Below are 19,585 nucleotides of genomic sequence, written 5' to 3'. Positions count from 1 at the left end.
GTATGCCAAAAACTTTCCCGTTAATATTCCTGTAAAAGACGACTCCCCACTGGAGGAGATTCGTCGTGTCACTACGGAAACCAACCAAGGCGTTGCCGAACATGGCCGAGGCAGACATCGCAATCGTTCGTATTGCCCCGGAGAGCAGCTTCAAGAACAAGGCGTATGACGCCTTGAAGGAAGCCATCCTCAAGATGGACATCTACTCGACGCCCGAGCCGGTGATGCTCGACGAGCGCGCGCTGTCCGAACGGCTCGGCGTCAGCCGCACGCCGATCCGCGAAGCGATCGCGATGCTGGAGCAGGACGGTTTCGTGAAGACCGTTCCCCGCCGCGGCATCATGGTGGTGCGCAGGACCAAGAGCGAGATCGTCGACATGATCCGCGCCTGGGCGGCGCTGGAGAGCATGGCCGCCCGCCTCATCACCACCACCGCGCGCAAGAAGGACATCACGGCGCTGCGCGACTATTTCAAGGATTTCGGCAAGGACCGCCTGCCCGAGGATCACGTCGAGGAATATTCGCGCGCCAACATCGCCTTCCACCAGGCGCTGATCTCGCTGTCGGAATCCCCCGTGCTGGTCGATCTCACCAACGACCTCCTCTTGCACGTGCGTGGCTATCGCCAGCTGACCATCGGACGCAAGGACCGCACCGCCACGTCACTGCCCGAGCATCTCGGCATCATCGAAGCGCTGGAAGCGCGCGACACCGAGCTTGCCGAGAAGCGCGCCCGCGATCACACCCTCGGCCTTGCCGCTTACGTCGAAGCGCACGGCCAAGAACTGTTTACGTAACTGTTCACTTAAGCAACGTTCACCAGAAGGGCGAACAATTCGCCCCAACGACCTTGAGACCAGGGAGACAAGGCCCATGCTGAATACCGCGACCAAGTCCGAAGCACCGGGCACCGAGCAGGAACTGACGGATGGCTTCCATCTCGTCATCGACGCGCTCAAGCTGAACGGCATCAACACCATCTATAATGTGCCGGGCATCCCGATCACGGATTTGGGCCGCATGGCGCAGGCCGCGGGTATCCGCGTGATCTCCTTCCGCCACGAGCAGAACGCCGGCTACGCCGCCGGCATCGCTGGCTATCTCACCAAGAAGCCCGGCATCTGTCTCACGGTGTCGGCGCCCGGCTTCCTCAATGGTCTCACCGCCCTCGCCCATGCCACCACCAATTGCTACCCGATGATCCTCGTCTCCGGCTCTTCCGAGCGCGAGATCGTCGACCTCCAGCAGGGCGACTACGAGGAGATGGACCAGCTCGCGATCGCAAAGCCGCTGTGCAAGGCGGCCTATCGCGTGCTGCACGCCCAGGACATCGGCATCGGCTTCGCCCGCGCCATCCGCGCTGCGGTCTCAGGCCGTCCGGGCGGCGTCTATCTCGACCTGCCGGCCAAGCTGTTCGGCCAAGTCATGAACGCCGAGGCCGGCCAGAAGTCGCTGGTCAAGGTGATCGATGCTGCGCCCGCGCAGATCCCCTCGCCCGCATCCGTGAAGCGCGCGCTCGACGTGCTCAAGAGCGCCAAGCGCCCCCTCATCATCCTCGGCAAGGGCGCGGCCTACGCGCAGGCCGATGAGGAGATCAAGAGCTTCGTCGAGAAGAGCGGCGTTCCGTTCCTGCCCATGAGCATGGCCAAGGGCCTGCTGCCCGACACCCATCCGCAGTGCGCCGGCGCCGCCCGCTCGACGGTGCTGAAGGAGTCCGACGTCGTCATGCTGATCGGCGCGCGGCTGAACTGGCTGCTGTCGCACGGCAAGGGCAAGAGCTGGGGCGAGGCGCCGAAGAAGTTCATCCAGGTCGACATCGAGCCGAAGGAGATGGATTCCAACGTCGAGATCGTCGCGCCCGTCGTCGGCGACATCGGCTCGGTGGTCTCCGCCTTCAACCAGGCGATGGGCTCAGGCTGGACCGCGCCGCCCGCCGAATGGACCAAGGCCGTTTCGACCAAGCGCGAAGAGAACGTCGCCAAGATGGCGCCGAAGCTCATGAACAACAAATCGCCGATGGACTATCACGGCGCGCTCGGCGTCCTGAAGAACGTCATCAAGGACTATCCCGAGGCGATCCTCGTCAACGAAGGCGCCAACACGCTCGACCTCGCCCGCGGCGTCATCGACATGTACCGCCCGCGCAAGCGTCTCGACGTCGGCACCTGGGGCGTGATGGGCATCGGCATGGGCCAGGCGATCGCGGCCGCGCTCGAGACCGGCCATCCCGTGCTCGCTGTTGAAGGCGACTCGGCGTTCGGCTTCTCCGGCATGGAGGTCGAGACCATCTGCCGCTACAACCTTCCGATCTGCGTCGTCATCTTCAACAATGACGGCATCTATCGCGGCACCGACGTCAACGGCGCCAACTCCGATCCGGCGACCACCGTGTTCGTCAAGGGCGCGCGCTACGACAAGATGATGGAAGCCTTTGGCGGCGTCGGCGTCAACGCGACCTCGCCCGATGAACTGAAGCGCGCCGTCAACGAGGCGATGGCGTCCGGCAAGCCGACGCTCATCAACGCGGTGATCGATCCGGCCGCGGGCTCGGAGAGCGGCCGCATCGGCAACCTCAATCCGCAGAGCGTTCTGCAGAAGAAGAAGTAAGTCCACCCCTCAAACCCATTACGCCCTGCCGGGTGCAGGGGCAGACAGAGTACGGAGCAAACACGATGACCAAAGCGCTCGAGGGCGTTCGCATTCTCGACTTCACCCACGTCCAGTCAGGACCGACCTGCACGCAGCTGCTGGCATGGTTCGGTGCCGACGTGATCAAGGTGGAACGCCCGGGCGTGGGTGACATCACCCGCGGCCAGCTGCAGGACATCCCAAACGTGGACAGCCTGTATTTCACCATGCTCAACCACAACAAGCGCTCGATCACGCTCGACACCAAGAACCCCAAGGGCAAGGAAGTCCTCACCGAGCTGATCAAGAAGTGCGACGTGCTGGTGGAGAATTTCGGCCCCGGCGTGCTCGACCGCATGGGCTTTCCCTGGGAGAAGATCCAGGCGATCAACCCGAAGATGATCGTCGCCTCGATCAAGGGTTTTGGCCCTGGACCGTACGAAGACTGCAAGGTCTATGAGAACGTCGCCCAGTGCACCGGCGGCGCCGCATCCACCACCGGCTTCCGCGACGGCGTGCCGCTCGTCACCGGCGCGCAGATCGGCGACAGCGGCACCGGCCTGCATCTCGCGCTCGGTATCGTCACCGCGCTCTACCAGCGCACCCACACCGGCAAGGGCCAGCGCGTCACCGCCGCGATGCAGGACGGCGTGCTCAACCTCTGCCGCGTCAAGCTGCGCGACCAGCAGCGCCTCGCCCACGGCCCGCTCAAGGAATACAGCCAGTTCGGCGAAGGCGTGCCGTTCGGCGACGCCGTGCCGCGTGCCGGCAACGATTCAGGCGGCGGCCAGCCCGGCCGCATCCTGAAGTGCAAGGGCTGGGAGACCGATCCCAACGCCTACATCTACTTCATCACCCAGGCCCCGGTCTGGGAGAAGATCTGCGACGTGATCGGCGAGCCCACCTGGAAGACCGATCCGAACTACGCCAAGCCGGCCGCCCGCCTGCCGCGCCTGAACGAGATCTTCGCCCGCATCGAGCAGTGGACGATGACGAAGACAAAATTCGAGGCGATGGAGATCCTCAACAAGGACGACATCCCCTGCGGCCCGATCCTGTCGATGAAGGAGATCGCCGAAGACCAGTCGCTGCGCGCGACCGGCACCGTGGTCGAGGTCGACCACCCCACCCGCGGCAAGTACGTCTCGGTCGGCAACCCGATCAAGCTGTCGGATAGCCCGAGCGACGTGCAGCGCTCCCCGCTGCTCGGCGAGCACACCGACGAGATCCTGCGCTCGGTGCTCGGCTTCAGCGATCACCAGGTCGCCGAGATCCACAAGTCCGGCGCGCTCGACCCGCCGCAGAAGCAGGCCGCGGAGTAAGCGGGCCACATTTCACGAGACCAAGGGGCTGTCCGAAGGGGCGGCCCCTTTTGCTTGTGAAGGCTGCAATCGCAGGCTCAAGATCAAAACTGGAAAACAACCCCATGCACAGTAGCCATCCCATTGGTCCGCAACGATATTTCTGATTCGACGAAAAAATTCTGACCCGTCGGGCAAAACAGGGGTATTATGCCATCGTGGATATCATGCCGGGAGCGCACATCGGGCGCTCGCTGCTGCACATCGGACGGATCTCCGGCCGCAAAGATCTGGAGTCCAAGGGCGCTTATCGGACGTCAGCGCGAGGAACGTCAGCAATGGGCCCACAACCGGACGGATTGGCGGCGCGATCCAACGTGCCCGCCCAGCCGGAGCCAGTCGGTGCTAGCGAAGACCGGGAGATCACCCTTCAGCCGCGCTTGCCGACGGTCGCAGACCCGGCGGTAACCTCGTCCTTGTGCGCGGCAAACGCAGCCAGCACCTCGGCTTTCTCGCGCTTAGGGACCTTGGCAAAGTCGAGGCTCCGCCCGAGTTCCGCCGCGACCTCATCGAACTCTGCCGGAGATATTCTGAGATTGCGGTGCGCTTCCTCAAGTCCGAGCGGCGTCGCGCCAGGCTTGGTGGCCGCGAACTTAAGGGGCCCGCCCGAAACGTCGCAGACCCACAGCGTCCGCATGAACTTGAGGCCCGGCAACCTTGTCAGGTTCTTGGTGTGCCATTCTCGTAGTTGCGGATTCTTGGACTTCTGGCCCACGACGGGATTCTTCACGACAGCGTCGCTGAAGTGATCCACGACGGCCGCAATAGCAAAAACGCCGCCCAGCCGCTCATACAGACTCTTCTCAGGCGAGGTTTGCTGGGCCTGCGCGTATGCCTTATTCGCTCCCTGCAATACAGTCGTCGGGGCGGCGGTCAGCGCCATTCCTGCGACCATGCTTCGTCGTGTGATGGAAGTCGGAATAAATCGTACCATGGTCACCTCCTCTGGTGAGGCAACAGGATAATCCGTGGGGAGCACGCCGCCGGTCAGAATTCGTCACTTTGTCCCGGCATTAATTGTTAGGTCGATGGATTAAGATGGAAACGTCGGGGTTACACGCTAAGAATGATCCACCGCAATGGCGTGTGTGGCCGCTCGGGACGTCCTGCGGTGGGTCATGAACTGACCGTCGAGAGTCCCGGCAGCTTGGTCTGCAAGGGCTGAATCCGGACATGGCTTGGCTTGTCCTCCAATCCGATTAATTCAGGGCGAATAGACCAAGCGCAGCGCGAACATCGCGCAAAGTGGTTTCTGTTATCTCACGCGCTCGCGCGGTGCCGCGCTTGACGACTTGCAGCACATAGCCAGGATCACGAGCCAGTGCGCAGCGACGGTCTCGGATTGGCGCGAGAAGAGCCTGCAGCACGTCCTCCAGACGTCTCTTGACAACGCTGTCGCCCAAACCGCCGCGGATATAGCGTGCCTTCAAATCCTCAACCGTGAGGTGATCTTCGTCGAACGCATCCAAGTACGTAAACACCACGTTGCCTTGGACGCAACCGGGATCGGACGCCTTTAGATGGTTTGGATCAGTGAACATACGCCGTACGGCCTCACGTATCTCATCAGCCGTTGCTGATAGCTGAACCGTATTTCCCTGCGACTTGCTCATCTTGGCTTTGCCGTCGATGCCAGGAAGACGTGCGACGCGAGGAATAAGGGCGTGAGCTTCTGGCAACACGTCAACACCAGCTTGGCGATTGATGCGGCGAACAACCTCATTCGTTAGCTCAACCAATGGCGCTTGATCTTGTCCAACCGGGACAATCGTCGCTTTGAAACCGGTGATGTCTGCGGCCTGGGCGACGGGATAGCAGAGAAAGCCTGCAGGAATATCTCTGCCGAAACCTCGCGCCTGAATTTCGTCCTTGATGGTTGGGTTGCGCTCAAGCCGCGCCACCGTGACAAAGTTCATGTACAGCAGGGTCAAATCGGCCAATGCCGGAAGATGTGATTGAAGACAGATCGTGCTCTGGTCCGGGTCGATGCCGACAGCGAGGTAGTCTGTCGCGATCTCAAGGACATTGTCACGCACCCGACTGGGATTGCGCGCGTTGTCGGTGAGTGCCTGGGTATCCGCCAGCAGCAGGTACTGCCGGTGCGTTGTCTGTAAGGCGACGCGGTTCTTCAACGAACCGACATAGTGCCCTAGGTGCAACGGTCCGGTTGTTCTGTCGCCGGTCAAGATAACAGGGAGGGTAGCTGACGAATCTTGCATCGCGGTTCTCCAAATTAGGAGCCGCCGGTCAATCGGACTTTTGATGAAAGTAACCTCGCAAGCCGATGAACGGCGGCGACGGTTGGGTAATGACAAAGCCGTGCCGCTCCTAAGTGGAGCGCCACCACAAGTTCGCGAAAGTGATCACGACGACAGTCATGAGTACGATATTGACGAAACTACCAAGGAAAGCAAGTCGTCCTGATGTCTCATGGGCCAGAAGTGGACCTTTAGGGTGGCCCGCTCGACAGCCGCTGGACTCCGCTAAGGGCTGCTATCGAGGTCTACAACAAGGAGCGCTTGCATTCGGCGCTCGGCTACCAATCGCCTCTTGAGTTCGAAACCGCGTTCGCGCAAAACAAGGCACGATAACGCATCATGGCAACGGCACTGTCACTATAAAATATCGTGTCTCACTTCAGGGGTGCAGTCCAACACTGTCACACCGTACTTCGAAGACCCTCAGCGATCTCCCACCGCCAATTGTTCGCGAAAATACTTCACCACCGCCGCGTTGAGCTCGCGATGAAACCCTGCCCGGTCGAACCCTGCGGGCACGTCGGTGCAGATGCGCGGGACGGCTGCGGTGAGATCGGCCGAGCACGGAGCGAGGAACGCATAGTGACCGGCCGGCACGACGCGAACATCAGGCTTGCCCGGCAAGCCTTCCGCGACGCGGGCGTTGCCAGAGCCGTCACCGACTCCCGGCCCGCCGAACTGCGAGCGCCAGAACTGGAAAGGCACTTCGACGAGGGCGAGGTTCTCCCGCGTCAGGGTGGCCGGTGCAGGATCAACGATGACGGCGGCGCGAATGCGCACATCCCGTATCGGCCTTGTCGAGCAGGGACACCTTGCCGCCGCTGTCGGTGATGAGGCAAAGTGTCCGCACGAAGATAAGCGCTATCGCATTGACTGGTGCCGGCCCGCGCGCACGCCTCGTCCTTCGAGACGGCGCTCACGCGCCTCCTCAGGATGAGGCTCATCGGCGTCAGTGCTCGTTGGCTATCTCGACCAGCTCAATGCGCCGACACCGTGGTCGACAAAGATGATGCCGCATCGTCTCGGCATGGTGCGCAGCCAGTGCCGGATCGCCGCGAGCTTTGGCGGCGGCATCGCAGGCTCGCGAGGCGCAAGGACGTCAGCGACGAGCCAATACGCGACTTTCACTCGCCGTCACTCCTCTCGAGGGAGCTGATGCATTCCCTTCAGGCTGACGTTCACTGCTCTCCGGCTCCGCGGCGCTCCCCCTCAATGGCTTCCCGTTTCGAATTTCGGAAGTGATCTATGCCATAGGCGATCATCACTCCGACAAAGATGCCTAGGTTGGTCCAGTGGCCGAACAGCTTCTCCTCAATCCAGCCGACACCCCAGACTGCGATGAGCCCTAAGATCACCTTCAATAGAGTAGTACTCGTTTTTTCCTTTGAGAGCACTTCTCGCTTCCCTTGCAGGGCTCAGTGCTAAGCCTATTGAGGCCGATGGACCAACTCCGAGCGAAATCGATCTTCTAGCTTCGCCCGGCAGCTGCGCCCATCAGCTTTCGCGCCCCTTAAGCAGCGCAGATCAATTTCAGATCAGCTTCGAACCTGATGCTGCGCTTGCCCGCAAGTGCCGTGCCCTCGAGGAAACCGCCCTTCGCATCGCACGTCCCCGAAAAACCAACTCCAATTTCGTGTCCGCCAAATACCGGGTCTTCCCCTCGCGCTGGCGTATGCTCTTGATTGACCATCTGCCCTCTCCATCGACCGCTGGAGGAGGAATATGACCCCAGATAGTAGAAGAAAGCATCGCCACCCAAGATGCGGCCGTTGTTCAATAGCATCACCCCAGTCAGGCCGCCGGGGACGCCGTCCAAGATTTTCAGATGGATGGAGTACAATCCGTTGGAAATGCCACCTTCACCAATCATCCCGGGCGCCGGAAGATCGCTTTCATCCAGGGGTGTCATGATGGATCGAAAGACGGCGCCGGGCACCTGCGGGGAACTGCCCTCGAAGTGAAACGCCTTACCAACGGCTCTTCCAACGACTGAAATTGACGAGACGTCGGAACCGAGCAAAGACTGATGATCAGCACCAAAATTGTGTCGTCGGCTGGTCACTTCGACACGGATTGAGTCCCCTTCGACATGGTAATTCCCAATATGAGCAAACCCGGAATTACCGCCCAGCAACTTGCCCCGGCGCACATACGTGACGCTCCGTCCAACCGCTTGATTGATCGAAAATTCGCTTTTGAAGAGGCCGTCGAAAGTGCTTGATAACTCGTTCATCCGGCACCACCGATTGACTCGGACTCCTCTTTTGCTCAGCGGCTAGACTCGGAAGACCGAGAGTACCGTTCGATTATTTCGACATCGGATTCGATGACGCTCTCGCGATAGCCGAACAAGTTGACGTCTGAGTTCAGGGCAGAGCAGACTTGCTCTGCCCTGCCCGTGGTTCGCTACTAGGCGCGCCTGCGTTACCACCACTAGCACCACCAAATCCATTCAGTCAAAACCGATAGTTGATGCCGCCCTTGGCCGTATGAAGCTGAACCTCGGTATCCGTGAACGACGCGCCGGGGAATGCAAGCGCATTGCCGTTCGACTTTCCGAGATTGATGTAGATGTACTCGGCCTTGAACGTCCAGCGCGGGTCGAAAGCCCATTCAAGGCCGCCACCGGCGGAGAAGCCCACCTGGACCTCCGACGAGGACGCGCTTCGCGTCAGGGCCGGGAAGAAGCCGTTGAAATTGGCAATGTTCGGCGTGGCGAGATTTGAGGTGAAGATGCTGTTCTTGACGTGGCCCCAGGCGAAGCCACCGGTACCGTAGATCAGCAGGTTGTTCGCCGCGTATCCGAGACGTCCGCGGATGGTGCCGAAGACATCGATTTCCTGCTTGAGATTGAATACGCCGGTGAAGGCGCCATTGTCGCCGCCGATCGTGCCGGTGACGCTGAACGGGCGGCTCGCCGTCTCCCTGATGGCTGCGCCGCTGACATCCGCTTCCAGACCGTACACGAACGTGCCGGACTGCCAGTTATAGCCGATTTGGCCGCCGCCGAATCCGCCCTTGGGGCTCACATCCAGAGAGAACGGCCCCGTGCCACCCGTGACGACATAGCCGGGGACCGTCCCGGTTGCGAGCGCGCCCGGATCGAAGGTCGCGGTCGGATCGCTCCAGCCATAACCACCATGCACGCCGGCGTAAAAACCGGTCCAGCTGAATGCGACCGGCGCGGGCGGCGCCTTGGTGTAGGCCCTGCCAAGATCGGCCGCGGAGGCGGCGTGGGAGAGACACACAGCCGAGATCAGGAGAGCACCGGAGACAATGGATTTCATGACTTCCCTCAAATTTGCGCCGAGAGGCGGCGCACCCATGGAACGATTCAGTAGCGGCTTTTCGCCGGCCTATTTCATAGAGATGATCGCAACCACCATCTGCATGCGCGTTTGCCACCGTGCACCTAGTCGCAATAGCAGAAGCCATAGACCGCACCGATCTTCGCAATGTGAATATCTGCACTGGTCTTTCGCGACGTGGTTTCAGCGTTCGACCTGAGAATGGTCGTGGCACCCTGGATCTGCGTGCTCGAGCTGGTCCGTGTCTCGTTGCGGTCGATGTCGAAATGCATGTAGCGATATTCGCCGCGCAGTGACCATCGTTGAGTGAGCTTGAATTCGCCGCCCGCGCCAGCTGTATAGCCCGCCACCCACTTGCCGTTCGGCCCGTTGACGCCGCCGGGGTCGGGAAAGGTGAAATGACCCAGCGCCAGGCCGCCGAGACCGTAGAGCATCAGCTTCGGGGTCACGAGATAGCCGGCCCGGCCGATCACCCCGACGTTCGAACGCAGCTGCTCACTGGCTTGCATCGTGCTCGGATTGACCCTTGTGGTCACGACACCGTTGAGAACTTGACGGGTGTTGCTCGTTTGCTCGCCGGTCATCTTGAAGGCAACATCCGAGAACAGCGTGCCTTCGATCTGACCGCCGGCCACGATATTGCCGGCCCGCCAATTGTAGCCTGCGAACAGATCGACCATCGAGCCCGTCGTGTCACCGACGGCACTGCCACGGCTCGTCGTGTTGCTGACAAAATCCGTCGTCAGCACCGCGCCGTTGAAGTTCTGCTGGGCAGAGTCAGCAGTCGAAGCGAGGATTTGCCGCGCGCGGCCTGCGCCGGCGGCAAAATAGGCGCCGAGATAAGGGCCAGCCCAGTGATCGCTGGGGGCGCCGGGCAGCGCCGCCATGGCCGAGCGAGGTCCTCCTTCACCGAACCGGTAGACCATACCGATCCTTCCGGTGTGGAAGTCGGCATTGATCTGACGGTTGGTGCTGTCGACGGACGAAGAGGCGCTGGAGGATCCCGTCGATTGCGAGCTCGATGAGAAGCTGCTGGTCTCGTTACGGCTGAAGCCGTAATGCGTATAGCGATATTCGCCGCGCAGCGACCAGTTGCCTGCGAGCTTCACCTCACCGCCGGCGCCTAACGTATAGCCGGCCACCCACTTGCCGTTGGCGTCGCTGCGGCTGAAGTCGCCATCAGGGTAGGTGAAATGGCCCAGCGCCAGGCCACCGAGGCCGTAGAGCAGCACGTCCGGCGTCACCAGATAACCGGCCCGGCCGATCAGGCCGACGTTCGAACGCAACTGCTGCTGGATTTGGTTGCCGGCGGTTTGCAAACCTGTGGTTGTCGTGGTGACGACGCCATTCGTGGTATCGACGGAGGAGAATGAGTGAGGGCCGATGGTCTTGAACGTAACGTCGGAAAAGACCGAGCCTTCGATCTGACCTCCGGCCACGACATTGCCGGCGCGCCAATTGTAGCCCGCGAAAAGATCGACCATCGAGCCGGTCACGTCGCCGACGGGACGGCCGGCCGTCGATTGGGTGCCGGTGGACGTCGTGGTCCCGACGAAGGTGGAAGTGCTCGTGCTGCTGCTGGTGCCCGCGATGGTTTCCGCGGCACGTCCGGCACCGGCACCGAAATAGGCTCCGATATAGGGTCCCGCCCAGCCGTCGCTCCAGGCCGGGCCCGGCAGTGCCGCCACCGCCGACCGCGCTCCTGACGCGCCGAATTGGTAAACCAGTCCAACCTTGCCGACGTGGAAATCGGCATCGATATGCCGCCGGTTGACAGTGCTGTTGGTGGACGTGGTGGTGCCGCCACCCGATACGGACGTCTGCGAGTTGCCCCACGGTTCGTTGCGGTCATATCCGAAATGCATGTAGCGGTATTCGCCGCGCAGCGACCAGCTGTCCGTCAGCTTGACCTCGCCGCCGGCGCCCGCGACATAACCGGCCACCCATTTGCCGTTCTTGCCGCCGACCTGCGCTTCCGAATCGGGAAAACTGTCGGGATAGGTCAGGTGCCCCAGCGCCAGGCCGCCGAGGCCATACAGCAGCACATTCGGTGTCACCAGATAACCGGCCCGGCCGATCACGCCGACGTTCGAGCGCAATTGCTGCCGGTCCTCGATGCTGTTCGTCCCCGATCTTGTCGAGGTGACGACGCCGTTGTCGCTCGAAACCGAGCTGTATGCCTCGTTACCGACCGTCTTCGTGGTGACGTCGCTGAACAGGGTGCCTTCGATCTGCCCGCCGACCACGACATTGCCGGTTCGCCAATTGTAGCCCGCGAACAGATCGACCATCGAACCAGTCATGTCGCCGGCGAGATTGCCGAATCCTGATTGCGTGAACGCAGACGTCCCCCCGAGAGTGCTGACACTGCCTTCGTCGTCGATTCTCGTGGAGGTCTGCCTTGCGCGCCCGGCGCCGGCGCCGAAGTAAGCACCGATATAGGGGCCGGCCCAGCTGTCACCCCAGGCGCTTGCGAATGAAGACCCGCGTGCTGCCGGCGGTATCGCCGCCATTGCGGACAGCGGTCCGGGATCACCGAATTGGTAGACCAGACCGATCTTGGCCAGGTGGAAATCGGCATCTGTACGTGACGAAGAGGCTTCGCTGCTGGTCGACACAAAAGTGGTTGCGCCCGTCGCCGAGCTGGATGTTGCGCTGCTGGCTGCGCTCCGGTTGAAGCCAAAGTTCAGATACCGATACTCGCCGCGCAGCGACCAATTGCCGGTCAGCTTCAACTCGCCGCCGGCGCCGACCGTGTAGCCGGCCACCCATTTGTTGTTGTCACCGCCGAAAGGATCGGCGCCGTCGGCAAAGGTAAAGTGACCGAGCTCGAGGCCGCCGAGGCCATACAGCAGCAGATCCGGACGAGCGAGAAAACCGACCCGGCCGATCAGCCCGACCCGCGAGCGCAGCTGCTGGTTGCTCTGCACGATTGCCGTGCCGGCAGTCGTCGAGGTCACCGCCCCGAGCAGCACGTTGGTGCTGACGCTGTTGAGCGTCTGGTTGCCGAACGGCTTCATCGCGACATCGGAAAAGACCGTGCCTTCGACCTGCCCGCCCGCCACGATATTCCCGGCCTGCCAATTATATCCCGCGAACAGGTCGACCATCGAACCGGTCACGTCGCCCGAAAGATTGCTCGCAGTCGTTCCGACCAAGGTCGAGCTCGACGTCACCACGCCGGCGTTGGTCGAGACAGAACTGCTACCGAAACTGCCGGTCGAGGATTCCGTCACACGTCCGGCACCCGCGCCGAAATAAGCGCCGATATACGGCCCTGCCCAGCTATCGATCCAAGCCGGTCGGGGCGGCGCCTTGATCGGCAGGTCGGCGGCCAGAGCTCCTGCAGAAACCATGATCGAGGCGCCAGCCAATGAAGCGCCCGTCAGTGTCAGCTTTTTCACTCCAGCCCCCAATTCCAATTCCAAGGAAGCTGCTCCAAACTACAGGAGCGCCTCCGGTCGCAAGGCGTAGTGCACCACGCCTTTGCCGCCTTCGTTTCACGGCTAAGTTACTGACACGAAATAGCATAGGCTTCTTGTCCTGGCCTGCACCCGAGTTGGACGATCCCGCATCGTCTCGTCTTTTCGGACGCCCATGTTGCTCGGCGGACACATTTGCGGGGCTCAGCGCATGACGAAGTTGGACAACGGCGCCTGACTAGGACTGGGGCGAACAGCCAATCAGTTCCGGCAGAGCGTGCGGCGCTTTACCGCATCTGTAACGCTTGCGCCGCGACCAACTCTGCCGCGGTATCGCGCTACATCCACAGCTTTGCCGTGCAACGATGTCCAAGGTCGTATTCGCTTCGGATCAGCTTCCCGCGCATCTTGACGAACGTTCGCGCCAACGGCTGTGGCTCGACCTGTTCACCGATCATTTGTGCGCGGCGGACATTTCGTTCTTTCCCGATGCGCCGTTTTATTCGCGGTCCGAATTCCTGAAATTCGGCGATATCGCGGTCAGCCAGCTCGACTCCAATATTCAGACGGCAGTGCGTACCCAGCGTCACGTCGAAGCTGACAGCCGCGGCGACTACATCATCGGCACCATGCTCAACGGTACGAGTTCGCTGATCAGGCAGGAGGGCCGCGAAGCCATTCGCGGCGTCGGGCAGGCGATGCTTTATACCAACGCAGCGCCGATCGCGGCGCAGCACGACGGGCCGGTCGCTATTCGCTGCGTCACGGTGCCGCGCGCGCTGCTGGCCGAGCGGCTGCCGAATTTCGAGGACCTTGCCGTGAAGCCGTTGGCTGCATCGCCGGCCTTGCGTCACCTGGAGCGCTATCTCGCCATCGTCATCGACTCCGATATCGATGCCGACCTTGTGCTGAAGGAGAACATCAGTACGCATCTCATCGATCTGGTCGCGCTGGTCCTCGGCGCCCGCGGCGATTCAGCCGAACTTGCGACGCGCCGCGGGTTGCGTGCCGCGCGGCTGCAGGACGTGATCGCAGATATCAGGGGGCGTTTCGCTGATCCGTCGTTTTCGCCGAGCGAGCTTGCGCGCCATTTAGGGCTTTCGCCGCGTTACGTTCAGGAACTGCTCCAGGAGACCGGATCGAGCTTTACCGAACGTGTCACCGAGCTGCGGCTGCAGAAGGCACGGAAGATGCTGCTCGACTCGCGCTACAACCGATCGAAGATCAGCGATATCGCCTATGCCTGCGGCTTCAACGAGGTGTCCTACTTCAACCGCTGTTTCCGCCGCCGCTTCGGAACTTCGCCGAGGCATTATCGCCGCGATGTCGGCGAGCCGATGTGATCGGACGCGCAGTCAGGCGATCCGCTGGCTCGCGTTTACCTGCACCATGATAGCCTCCGATCGCGTCGTGGCTTCTGCTTGCCAAGCGGGACACCTTGCCGCCGCTGTCGGTGTTGAGGCAAAGTGTCCGCAAGAAAGTCAGGGCTATCGCATATGACTAGTGGCGGCCTGCGCGCACTCCGCCCTCATCCTGAGAGCCCGCCTAAAGCGGGCGTCTCGAAGGATGGCCGCAAGGAGAAGCTTTCAAATGCGATAGCCCCGCGCAAGGCAGGGAGGTCAGCATGTCACTGCTCGGCAAGGCCGCCGTTGCGATGTGGTGGAGCGTCCGCCCGGAGCAGCGCAGCGAGTTCGGCGACTGGCATTCGCACGAGCACTTTCCCGAGCGGATGAGCATTTCCGGCTTCCGGCGCGGGTCACGCTGGACCAGCACGACGGACGTCGACGGCTTCTTCGTGCTCTACGAGCTCGAGCACTACGACGTTCTCACGTCGAAGGGATATCTCGACCGGCTCAATGCGCCGACGCCGTGGTCGACGAAGATGATGCCACATCATCTCGGCATGGTGCGCAGCCAGTGCCGGATCGCCGCGAGCTTTGGCGGCGGCATCGCAGGCGCGCTCGCCACCATCAGGCTGTCGCCGCTCAACGGACGGGCCGCCGAGCTGCAGGCGCGCCTTCTCGATACGCTCGGCGCTCTCGCCTCCAAGCCGGGGCTGACGGGCGCCCACCTCCTCCTGACCGATACGCCCAAGACGAGTTCGCCAACCACTGAACAGCAAATCCGCGGCAATGACGGCGCCGCCGACTGGATCATTCTGGTGTCAGGTTACGATATCGATGCGGTCGACGCTGTCGTCGCCGGACAGCTCTCGCCGCCATCGCTTCAAAGCGCGGGCGCGCAGGGTGGTTCGACGCTCGGTCGTTACAGGTTGGCGTTCACAATGACACCGAATGACGTTGCGGCATAGAGCATGATCCGCAAAAGTGCGTAGCGGTTTTCCGAAAAGATCATGCTCTAACATAACCTAAAGCGCGATGACGATTCATCCTAATCGCATCGCGCTTTAGGCCGAACCAATCAACGAGCGCGCCGCTACCCCGCGAAGAACTTCTCCGCCGCGGTTTGAAATTTGCGCCCATCCTTGCGTCGTAGACCGAACAATGAGCGCTTCCTGAATCATTTGGGCGTCGAGCTCTTCTTGGAGGATTGTCCACCAGGGGTGCTGCTGCCTGAACCGTCCGTGGTGCCGGTCGACGACGTCCCGGTCGTCATGCCGCCTTTGGATTTGTCATTGTCCTTCGTGGTGTCGCTCGTTCCGCCCACCCCCGCTTGCCCGCCTCCCTGTTGCTGACTGGGTTGCGCCATTGCGGTGGATCCCATCATCGAGGCGATCACTGCGCCCAGCATGAGCTTCTTGATCATCTGACTGTCTCCTGTTCTGATCGCGAACAACACGTCGCAACGCTCCGTGTTCCTCATGTGCGCGGTTAAACCTGGACGGAGCTTCTGCGCTCGGCGGCCTCTGCGCAGGGGCAGGGTTCTCGCGTATGAGCAGTACAGCTTTGGACACGATAGTCTCCACATCGTCATGGCCGGGCTTGTCCCGGCCATCCACGCCTCGCCACGCAGCACAAAGAACGTGGATGCCCGGGACAAGCCCGGGCATGACGACCTCTAGTGAATCTGCAAATGCGATAGCCCTTTGCGCGGAGGGATGTGCATCCGGCCCGATTGGCGGCGGCCTCGCGAGGTTGACCGCCCCTGCGACAAATAATCTGCAGGACCCCCTGTCGGATCGGCGGCTTGCCCGTCGTCCTCGTGACATGAATGGGCCATAGAGGCCAGCTCGGGCCCATCAATCATCGAAGGATAACAACCATGCCCAATACTGTCCGCCTGCACCGCGTTCTCGCCACCAGCCCGGAGAAGGTCTATCGCGCCTTCCTGGAAGCCGACGCGATGGCGAAATGGCTTCCGCCGAACGGCTTTACCTGCACGGTGCATCATTTCGAGCCCAAGGTCGGCGGCACGTTCAAGATGTCGTTCCGGAACTTCACCACGGGCAACAGCCATTCGTTCGGCGGCGAATATCTCGAGCTCGTGCCGGGCGAACGTCTCCGCTACACCGACAGGTTCGACGACCCCAACCTGCCGGGCCTGATCGAGGTGACGGTGAACCTGAAGAAGGTCTCTGTTGGTACCGAGATCGACATCACGCAGGCCGGTATCCCCGACGTCATTCCACCGGAGGCGTGCTATCTCGGCTGGCAGGAATCGCTGCGCAATCTGGCCAAGCTCGTCGAGCCGGAGATCAACCAGTAGCGACAACATCACTATCGTAGGGTGGGCAAAGCGCAGCGTGCCCACCGATGCTCTCTCGAGCTTGCAGGATGGTGGGCACGGCGCTCCGCGCCTTTGCCCACCCTACGGCACTATTCGATTCGATTGACAGATCTCCCCACGTCGCCATTGCGAGGAGCAGGCCCCCCGCCTGCCGTCCAGCGGTCGGGATCCGGACTGTGCCCGATCAGCGCCAGGCCATAGGCGATCGACTCGAACTGGTCGCCGGACATCAGCCGCTCGTTGCCGAAGCGGTCGGCGAACAATTTTCGGACCGCAGGCACAAACGAGGTGCCGCCGGTCAGAAACACCTTCTCCACCTCGCGCGAGGCGATGCGGGCCTCGGCCAACACCTTGTCGACGGTGGCACCTAACCGGGCGATGTCGTCGGCAATCCAGGCTTCGAATTTCTTCCGCGTGATGGCCGCGCCGATCTCGACGCCGCCGCCCCTAAAGCGGAAGTCCACCTCGTCCTGCGCCGAGAGCGCCACCTTGGCGTCGGACACCGCGCGGTAAAGCGCAAAGCCGAGGTCGAGATCGACGATAGTGATGAAGTCCTCGAGCAGCTCGGGCTTCAGCGCGGTGCGCTGGAGCTCGCGGAGCTCGCGCAGATCGCCGTTGCTCTTCATCATCGCGAGCTGATGCCAGCGCGCCAGGTTCGTGTGGTGCCCGGTCGGGACCGGCAGCACCTTGTCGAACGAGCGAAAGCTGGAGCCCTTGCCGAGCCGCGGCGAGACGATGTGGTCGACGATGCGATAGTCGAAGGTGTCGCCGGCAACGCCGATACCAGCGTGGCCGAGCGGCTCGGCGCGAAGAACGCCGCCCGCACGCGAGAAACGCATCACGGAAAAGTCGCTGGTGCCGCCGCCGAAATCGGCTACCAGCACGGTGGCATCGCGCTCCAGCCTGCGCGCAAACGAGAACGCCGCGCCGACGGGCTCGTAGACATAGCGCGCGTGGCCGGCGCCCAAGCGCTCGAACGCGGCGCGGTAGCGCTGCATCGCCAGCGCCTCGTCGGGATTGCCGCCGGCAAAGCGGACCGGGCGGCCGACCGTGATGTTCGCCGCCTCGAAGCCGAACTTGTCCCCGCCGTGGCGCGCCAGCGTGCGCAGGAATGCCGCCAGGATGTCCTCGAATTTGTAGCGCTGCCGGAAGACTTGCGTGGTGCTGAAGCTGGAGCTCGCTGCGAAGGTCTTGAACGATTGCAGGAAGCGGTAGACGTGGCGTCCTTCGAGAAACTGCTCGATCGCCCATGGCCCGCCCTCGGCCTGGGCACCGGCGCCCGGCCGGTCCTCCCAGAAGCACAGGGCCGACACGTAGACGCTGTGGCGTTGCCCGCCATGGTCGAAGCGAATGGCCTCGACCCGACGGTCGTCCGCCGCCAGCGCAACGACCGTGTTGCTGGTGCCAAAATCGATGCCGATCGAGACGGCGGGCGAGGCGCTCGACATGAACCACTCTGAATGATGCTTGGAAAGGGGGCAGAGCACTAACGGCTTTGCCGTCCCCTTGCAAGACCTGGTCCGAGATGGTCAAGCCCGGACCTCACGCCGGGTGGCTGGCAGGCACGTCGATCAGTTGGACTGATCGCCTCGACGCCAGGCCGGAAACGGATCGGCGAGAGCGGACCATGCGGCGATGTCCATGGTGGACGTATCAGGGACAAGGCATGCGTCCAGCCTGCCACGGATCTCGGCTTCGTCCATGCCGGTGCCGATGAACACGATCTCCTGGCGACGATCGCCGTACAGCTTGTCCCAATACTGGCGGAGCCGCTTGCGCCAGGCCTCATCGTTCGGCCACCGCTCCTTTGGAACGCTCGCCCACCACAACCCCAGCGCTTCGGTCCTCACGATCGCTCCCGCCTGGCTGATCTCGCCGAGCCATTGCGGCCTCGTCGCCAGCCAGAAGTGACCCTTCGCCCGGATCACGCCTGGCCAGGATGCCTTGACGAACTTGTCGAACTTCGCCGGATCGAACGGCCGGCGGGCGCGGTAGACGAAGTTCTTCACGCCATATTCCTGCGTTTCAGGCACGTGGTCGGCGAAACCATAGAGCTCCTTGTACCAGAGCGGATGCTGCTGGGCCTTCTCGAAGTCGAACCGGCCGGTGTTGAGCACGCGGTCGAACGGCACGCGGCTGTGATTGGCCTCGATGATGTCGGCTTCGGGATTCAACGAGCGGATGATCTGCCGTGCCGCCTCGCGCTGTTGCGGCGAGGCATCGTCCACCTTGTGAGGACGATCACGTCGGCGAACTCGATCTGCTCCACGAGGAGATCGACCAGCGTCCGCTTGTCGCCGTCCAGCGCCTCGCCGCGCTCGCCGAGGAACTCGGTCGAGGAATAGTCCTTCAGCAGGTTGGCGGCGTCGACCACCGTCACCATCGTGTCCAGGTGGGCGATGTCGGAGAGGCTTTCGCCCTCTTCCGAGCGGAAATCGAACGTCGCTGCGACCGGGAGCGGCTCCGAAATGCCCGTCGATTCGATCAGCAGATAATCGAAGCGCCCGCTTTCGGCGAGCGCACGTACTTCCCTCAGGAGATCGTCGCGCAGGGTGCAGCAGATGCAACCGTTGGTCATCTCCACCAGTTTCTCATCAGTCCGCGAGAGGTTGGCACCACCATCGCGGACCAGATCCGCATCGATGTTCACCTCGCTCATGTCGTTCACGATTACCGCCACTTTCAAGCCGTGCCGATTGTTCAGGACGTGATTCAGCAAAGTGGTCTTTCCAGCCCCGAGGAAGCCGGACAAGACGGTGACGGGGAGTTTGGGCATGGAGATCGAACAGCCTCTTGAGGGGAATGGGTCGAGGACGACGAGACACGGCATCTCACTATGTAATGTTATAACATTACTTTCTTTATTCGACTGACCGTGTCAAGGCGCTCGGCCCGCCCAGGGGTTCACCGCCTATGCCGCA

Annotated in this window: 16 protein-coding genes and 1 pseudogene; 6 read left to right on the top strand and 11 right to left on the bottom strand. The window is 62.1% G+C overall.

Going from position 1 to position 19,585, the window contains the following annotated elements; translation table 11 throughout:
* Positions 1-101 precede the first annotated feature (101 nt).
* The 3 genes from ACVWYQ_RS37930 (at position 102) to frc (ending at position 3,950) form a co-directional block, all read left to right on the top strand.
* Positions 102-797, top strand: coding sequence for a GntR family transcriptional regulator (locus tag ACVWYQ_RS37930; protein WP_157282741.1), 696 nt, complete (start codon positions 102-104; stop codon positions 795-797).
* Between the two features lie 76 nt (positions 798-873).
* On the top strand, positions 874-2,607 hold the full coding sequence (oxc, locus tag ACVWYQ_RS37925) for an oxalyl-CoA decarboxylase (RefSeq protein ID WP_456727086.1): 1,734 nt from the start codon (positions 874-876) through the stop codon (positions 2,605-2,607).
* A 65-nt stretch (positions 2,608-2,672) separates the two neighbouring features.
* Positions 2,673-3,950, top strand: a complete 1,278-nt coding sequence (frc, locus tag ACVWYQ_RS37920) for a formyl-CoA transferase (protein ID WP_157282506.1) — start codon at positions 2,673-2,675, stop codon at positions 3,948-3,950.
* Positions 3,951-4,359: 409 nt separating this feature from the next.
* On the opposite strand, the gene ACVWYQ_RS37915 is transcribed toward frc, so the two are convergent.
* The 8 genes from ACVWYQ_RS37915 to ACVWYQ_RS37880 form a co-directional block, all read right to left on the bottom strand.
* Positions 4,360-4,923: a group I truncated hemoglobin gene (locus ACVWYQ_RS37915; protein WP_271545163.1), complete on the bottom strand. Its 564-nt coding sequence runs from the start codon at positions 4,921-4,923 to the stop codon at positions 4,360-4,362.
* Positions 4,924-5,188: 265 nt separating this feature from the next.
* Complete coding sequence (gene trpS, locus ACVWYQ_RS37910; protein WP_275509131.1) at positions 5,189-6,208, bottom strand: tryptophan--tRNA ligase; 1,020 nt, start codon at positions 6,206-6,208, stop codon at positions 5,189-5,191.
* 462 nt (positions 6,209-6,670) lie between these two features.
* A complete protein-coding gene (locus ACVWYQ_RS37905) occupies positions 6,671-7,027 on the bottom strand; it encodes an alpha/beta hydrolase (RefSeq protein WP_404542286.1) in 357 nt (118 codons plus the stop codon).
* Between the two features lie 183 nt (positions 7,028-7,210).
* Positions 7,211-7,375, bottom strand: a complete 165-nt coding sequence (locus ACVWYQ_RS37900) for a hypothetical protein (protein ID WP_271545166.1) — start codon at positions 7,373-7,375, stop codon at positions 7,211-7,213.
* A gap of 50 nt (positions 7,376-7,425) precedes the next feature.
* Positions 7,426-7,641 (bottom strand): hypothetical protein, encoded by a 216-nt coding sequence (locus ACVWYQ_RS37895; RefSeq protein WP_404542288.1) that lies wholly within the window; start codon positions 7,639-7,641, stop codon positions 7,426-7,428.
* Positions 7,642-7,757: 116 nt separating this feature from the next.
* Positions 7,758-8,480 carry a GrlR family regulatory protein gene (locus tag ACVWYQ_RS37890; protein ID WP_404542289.1) on the bottom strand — a complete coding sequence of 241 codons (723 nt, stop codon included), beginning with the start codon at positions 8,478-8,480 and terminating at the stop codon, positions 7,758-7,760.
* A gap of 223 nt (positions 8,481-8,703) precedes the next feature.
* A complete protein-coding gene (locus tag ACVWYQ_RS37885) occupies positions 8,704-9,534 on the bottom strand; it encodes an outer membrane protein (RefSeq protein ID WP_404542291.1) in 831 nt (276 codons plus the stop codon).
* Positions 9,535-9,659: 125 nt separating this feature from the next.
* On the bottom strand, positions 9,660-12,959 hold the full coding sequence (locus tag ACVWYQ_RS37880) for an outer membrane protein (protein ID WP_404542293.1): 3,300 nt from the start codon (positions 12,957-12,959) through the stop codon (positions 9,660-9,662).
* 383 nt (positions 12,960-13,342) lie between these two features.
* Between ACVWYQ_RS37880 and ACVWYQ_RS37875 the strand changes: the two genes are divergently transcribed.
* A complete protein-coding gene (locus tag ACVWYQ_RS37875) occupies positions 13,343-14,320 on the top strand; it encodes an AraC family transcriptional regulator (protein ID WP_404542295.1) in 978 nt (325 codons plus the stop codon).
* Between the two features lie 281 nt (positions 14,321-14,601).
* Positions 14,602-15,288: a hypothetical protein gene (locus tag ACVWYQ_RS37870; protein WP_404542298.1), complete on the top strand. Its 687-nt coding sequence runs from the start codon at positions 14,602-14,604 to the stop codon at positions 15,286-15,288.
* Between the two features lie 209 nt (positions 15,289-15,497).
* Here ACVWYQ_RS37870 and ACVWYQ_RS37865 read toward each other — a convergent pair whose 3' ends face one another.
* On the bottom strand, positions 15,498-15,743 hold the full coding sequence (locus tag ACVWYQ_RS37865) for a hypothetical protein (protein ID WP_404542300.1): 246 nt from the start codon (positions 15,741-15,743) through the stop codon (positions 15,498-15,500).
* 456 nt (positions 15,744-16,199) lie between these two features.
* Here ACVWYQ_RS37865 and ACVWYQ_RS37860 point away from each other — a divergent pair, with 456 nt between their 5' ends.
* Positions 16,200-16,643, top strand: a complete 444-nt coding sequence (locus tag ACVWYQ_RS37860) for an SRPBCC family protein (protein WP_157282497.1) — start codon at positions 16,200-16,202, stop codon at positions 16,641-16,643.
* A 110-nt stretch (positions 16,644-16,753) separates the two neighbouring features.
* Here the strand turns inward: ACVWYQ_RS37860 and ACVWYQ_RS37855 are convergent, their stop codons facing one another.
* Positions 16,754-18,112, bottom strand: a complete 1,359-nt coding sequence (locus ACVWYQ_RS37855; RefSeq protein WP_404542302.1) for an Hsp70 family protein — start codon at positions 18,110-18,112, stop codon at positions 16,754-16,756.
* 123 nt (positions 18,113-18,235) lie between these two features.
* Positions 18,236-19,440 (bottom strand): annotated as a pseudogene (gene zigA, locus ACVWYQ_RS37850) (zinc metallochaperone GTPase ZigA).
* Between the last annotated feature and the right edge of the window lie 145 nt (positions 19,441-19,585).

The sequence above is a fragment of the Bradyrhizobium sp. USDA 3397 genome, from assembly GCF_054060965.1.
The sequence above is the reverse complement of the archived record's forward strand: the minus strand, read 5'-3'. Positions and strand labels throughout refer to the sequence as shown.